2 protein-coding genes and 1 pseudogene are annotated in these 5,082 nt (G+C 72.5%); all 3 read right to left on the reverse strand.

Translation table 11 applies throughout. The annotated features are described in order from the left end of the window. Nucleotides 1-347: pseudogene (locus tag FV230_RS24305) on the reverse strand (PAS domain-containing sensor histidine kinase); the annotation flags it as partial. 172 nt (nucleotides 348-519) lie between these two features. Further along, the gene (pepN, locus tag FV230_RS24310) at nucleotides 520-3,135 is read right to left on the reverse strand and encodes an aminopeptidase N (protein WP_147844228.1); all 2,616 of its coding nucleotides are present in this window, start codon (nucleotides 3,133-3,135) and stop codon (nucleotides 520-522) included. A 160-nt stretch (nucleotides 3,136-3,295) separates the two neighbouring features. Continuing rightward, the coding region (locus tag FV230_RS24315) for a family 2A encapsulin nanocompartment cargo protein cysteine desulfurase (protein WP_147844229.1) at nucleotides 3,296-5,082 on the reverse strand (1,787 nt) is incomplete at its 5' end.

The raw sequence follows: 5,082 nt of genomic DNA on the forward strand, positions 1-5,082 counted from the left end.
AGCACCCGGCGCCCTGCCGGGAGCGCGCCGGCGGGGAACAGGTCGGCGAGGCTCGCCTGGGCCGCCTCGTCGCTGCCGACGCGGCCGGCCAGCGCCCCCGCCGAGAGGCGGGTGAAGGTCTCGAGGTCGGCGCTCGCGGCGGCGAGCAGCTCGTCGCGCTGGTTCTGGAGGTGGAGCGCGGTCAGCCCCGCCAGGCAGGCGAGGAAGGTCGCCAGCAGGGCCGGCACCGCGTAGCGCAGCCACGCCTCGGCCTGGACGAAACGCGCGGCCGGAGCCCGCGTCGGCCAGTGGATGCCGAGAATCGTATCCGCACGCGCGGAGAAGGAAGCGGAATCCGCCTCCGGCATGGTCGACCTCGTGACATGAAAGCGTCCGGGCCGTGCTGCGCCGGCCTCGAATCTGAATTCAGTTCATCACTTTCCCGGGTGATTTGTCCACGGCTTTTTTCCGGCCGAGCTTGACTCCCGGCAGCATCTACCGACTCGGATTCGGCGGAGAATCGTCAATGTTAAGCGATGGTTAACCGGCTTCGAGGGTGCGGGCGGCGATGTCGGCCACGTCCCGCGAAAGCGCGGGGATCGCCTTGATCCGGTTGAGGATTTCGGCGGCCTTTTCCCGCCGCGAAATTTCCCATCGGCGCCACGGGGAAAAGGCGGTGAGGAGGCGCGCGGCGAGCTGCGGATTGATCCGGTCGAGCGCTTCGATGCGCTCGGCCACCAGGGCGAACCCGGTTCCGTCGGCCCGCGCGAACTGGGTCAGGTTTCCGAGCGCGAAGCTGGCGATCAGCGCCCGCACCCGATTCGGGTTGGTCATGGCGAAGGCCGGGTGCTCGGCGAGCCCGGCGATCCGCGCCCGCGTGCCGTCCTCGGGGATCATCGCCTGGATCGCGAACCACTTGTCGAGGACGAGCGGCTCGTCGGCATAGGTGCTGCCGAAGGCGGCGAGCGCCGCCTCGCGGGCGTCCCCCGGGATCGCCGCGATCACGCCGAGGGCGGCGAGGCGGTCGGTCATGTTGCGGGCCTCGCGCAGCTGGGCGAGGGCGCCCTCGGTCCCCGCCGCGGGATCGGCCGCCGCGATCAGGTCGAGGCAGGCGTTGGCGAGAGACCGGCGGCCGGCCGAGGCCGCATTCGGGCTGTAGGTGGTCTCGTGCGACGGCCGCAGCGCCGACATCAGCCCGTCGAGGCGCGGGCGCAGCCGCGTTCCGAGGACCGCCCGAAGGGCGGTGCGGGCGGCGTGGATGGCATCCGGGTCGATGTCGGCGGCGATCTCGCTGGCGGCCTCGCCCTCGCCGGGAAGCGCCAGGACCAGGGCGGCGAAGGCCGGGTCGGCCAGGGCCTCGCCGTCGAGGAAGGCCCCGAGCGCGTCGGCGAAGGCCTCGACCGCCCCCGGCGCCGCCGGTCCGAGGATCAGGCGCATCGCGATGCCCTGCGCCGCCTGCCAGCGGTTGAACGGGTCGGTGTCGTGGCGGAGCAGGGTGAGGCGCTCGGCGTCGGTCAGGTCGAGGTCGAGCCGCACCGGGGCCGAGAAGCCGCGCAGCAGCGAGGGGACGGGCGGCTCGGCGACGTTCTCGAACGCCACCGTCGCGGTCTCGGCGTCGAGGACGAAGACGCCGCCGGCGACCGCGGCCGACATCGCCCCGGCGAGCGGGCCGGCCGTGCCGACGAGGCCGAGCGCCACCGGGATCACCAGCGGCGGCCCGGCCGCCTCCAGGCTTTGGCGGAGACCGAGCGTGCAGCGCCGGGACGCCGCGTCGTAGGCGCGGGTCACGGCGAGCGTCGGCGTGCCGGGGCGCTCGTACCAGCGCGCGAAGGCCGTGAGGTCGCGTCCCGTCACCGCGGCGAAGGCCGCCAGGAAGTCCTCGACGGTGGCCGCCGTGCCGTCGTTGTCGGCGAAGTACCGGTCCATGCCGGCCCGGAAGGCGTCGGCCCCGATCAGCGTGCGCAGCATCCGCACGATCTCGGCGCCCTTGTCGTAGACGGTCGCCGTGTAGAAGTTGTTGATCTCGGCATAGGCCCCCGGCCGGACCGGGTGCCGGAGCGGGCCGGCATCCTCGGGGAACTGCCGCGCGCGCAGATTGCGGACCTCGCCGATGCGGTGGACGGCGCGCGAGCGCATGTCCGCGCAGAATTCCTGGTCGCGGAAGACCGTCAGGCCCTCCTTCAGGCAGAGCTGGAACCAATCGCGGCAGGTGACGCGGTTGCCCGACCAGTTGTGGAAGTACTCGTGCGCGATGATGCGCTCGATCGCGGCGTAGTCGCCGTCGGTCGCGGTCTCGGGCGAGGCCAGGACGTACTTGTCGTTGAACAGGTTGAGGCCCTTGTTCTCCATCGCGCCCATGTTGAAGTCCGACACGGCGACGACGTTGAACACGTCGAGGTCGTAGGCGCGCCCGAAGGTCGCCTCGTCCCAGGCCATCGAGCGGATCACCGCGTCGAGGGCGTAGGCGGCGCGCGGCGCCTTGCCGGGCTCGACGTAGACCGCGACCGCGACGGCCCGGCCCTCCATCGTGGTGAAGTCCTGCGCGACCCGGTCGAGGGCGCCCCCGACGAGGGCGAACAGGTAGGCGGGCTTCGGGTGCGGGTCGTGCCACACGGAAAAGTGCCGTCCGGTGCCGGGCACGTCGCCGGCCTCCACCGGGTTGCCGTTGCCGAGCAGCACCGGGGCCTCCGCGCGCTCGGCCTCGATCCGGGTGGTGTAGACCGCCATCACGTCGGGCCGGTCGAGGAAGTAGGTGATCCGGCGGAAGCCGTCGGCCTCGCACTGGGTGCAGTAGACGCCGTTCGAGCGGTAGAGCCCCATCAGCTTGGTGTTGGCGGTCGGGTCCACCCGCGTCGCGATCGTCAGCTCGAACGGCCCTCGCGGCGGCGCGTGCAGCGTCAGCCCGGCCGGGCTCACCGCGTAGGCGTCGGCGGCGAGCGGCACGCCGTCGAGCTCCAGCCCCTCCAGGACGAGGTCGTCGCCGTCGAGCACCAGGGGGACGCCGGTGCGGCCGGCCGGGTTCGGGCGCAGCGCGAGCCTCGCCGTGATCCGCGTGTCGTGCGGCGCCAGCCGCACGTCGAGGTCGACGCGGTCGATCATGAAGTCGCTCGGTCGGTAGTCCTGAAGCCGGATCTGGACGGGCGTATCGGTTCGCATGCGGGGCCTCGCTCGGCTGGCCGGAAGTCGGGACCGTTCTGGTCCCGCCGCCGCCGCGGTGCAACGGCGATGCCCGCCGGCCGATCGACAAACGGGAAGGCCCGATGCCGCGGCGACGGCATCGGGCCTTCGTTCGTGCCGGCGATCCTGCCGAACGCCGCTACCGCGGCAGGCGGTGCAGGGCCTTGAGGAACACGTCCACGTCCGCACGGGTGTTGTAGAAGGCGAGCGAGGCGCGGATCGACTGGTCGACGCCGAAGCGGCGCAGGGCCGGCAGGGCGCAATGGTGCCCGGAGCGCACGGCGACGCCGTGGCGGTCGAGGTGGTGGGCCACCGCCTCGTTCGTCTGTCCCTCGATCACGAAGGACATCACGCTCGCCTTCTCGCGGGCGGTGCCGATCAGGCGCAGGCCCCTGATGTCGGCGAGGCCGGCCTGCGCATAGTCCAGCAGGTCGTGCTCGTAGGCCGCGATCGCCGGCAGGCCGACGCTCTCGAGATAGTCGAGCGCCGCGCCGAGGCCCACGGCGCCGGCGATGTCCGGCGTGCCCGCCTCGAACTTTTCCGGCGCGCCCTTGTAGACGGTCTTCGTGAAGGTGACGTCCTCGATCATGTGGCCGCCGCCCTGCCACGGCGGCATCGCCGCGAGGAGGTGCGTCTTGCCGTAGAGCGCGCCGATGCCGGTCGGCCCGAAGACCTTGTGGCCCGAGAACACCACGAAGTCGGCGTCGAGCGACTGCACGTCGATCGGGATGTGCGGGGTCGACTGGGCCGCATCGACCAGCACCGGCACGCCGTAGGCGTGGGCGAGGGCGATGATCTCGCGGACCGGGTTCACCGTGCCGAGCGCGTTGGCGACATGGGTCACCGAGACGATCTTGGTCTGGCCCGACAGCAGGGCGGCGTACTGCTCGAAAATGATCTCGCCGCGATCGTTGACCGGGATCACCCGCAGGGTCGCGCCGGTGGCCTGGCTGAGCAGCTGCCAGGGCACGATGTTGGCGTGGTGCTCGATCGTCGAGACGATGATCTCGTCGCCCGGGCCGATATTGGCCCGGCCGTACGAGTTCGCGACGAGGTTGATCGCCTCCGTCGTGCCGCGCAGGAAGACGATGTCGTCCTTCGAGGGCGCGTTGAGGAAGCGGCGCACCTTCTCGCGGCCGCCCTCGAACAGGTCGGTGGAGCGCGCGGCCAGCGTGTGCGCGGCCCGGTGGATGTTCGAGTTGTGGCGGGCGTAGAACTCGGAGGTCGCGTCGATGACCGATTGCGGCTTGTGCGTGGTCGCCGCGTTGTCGAGCCAGACCAGGGGGTGCCCGTTCACGCTCTGGTGCAAGGCCGGGAAGTCCTTGCGGATGTGCTCGACGTCGAAGGGCGCGCCCGCCGGGCTCGACCGGGTCGAGGTCGCGCGCGGGGCCGGCCCGTCGTGGCGCGCGGGCTCGACGCGGGGCGTGGCGTGCGGCCTCGACGCGCGCGAGCCCCCGGTCAGGAAGTCGTAGTCGCCCGACGAGAACGGCTCGTCGGGGCCGGGCTCGACCGTGCGCACGGGATCGCCCGAGAGCCGGCCGGTGCGCCGGAAGTTCTCCTGGGCGACGTCGACCCCGCGCTTCGACGGGTCCGCCGGAACGAGGGACGGCGCGATCGCGTGGGCGAAGGCGTTGGCCCGCGGATGATCCTTCGCGACGGTCCGGTGCAGGTCGCCGCCGCCGGGGAGGAAGGCGGCGACGTCGGCCACGCTCGGCACGAAGAATTCCGGCAGGCCGTGCCGCGTGGACGGAACGCCGCGCTGCGCCGCGCGCGGGTCGGCGAGCGGGTGGACCGAGGGGATCGTCGTGACGTCGAGGAGGCCGGCGCTCGTCGGCGCGGGCGTCCCGCCGAACGGGTTGGCGGCCGACGGCCCGGTCAGGTAGGGAAGCCCGACGCTCGGGCCGCCGACGTTGCGCGCGCCGAGGG

Source organism: Methylobacterium sp. WL6 (assembly GCF_008040095.1).
Lineage (GTDB): Bacteria > Pseudomonadota > Alphaproteobacteria > Rhizobiales > Beijerinckiaceae > Methylobacterium.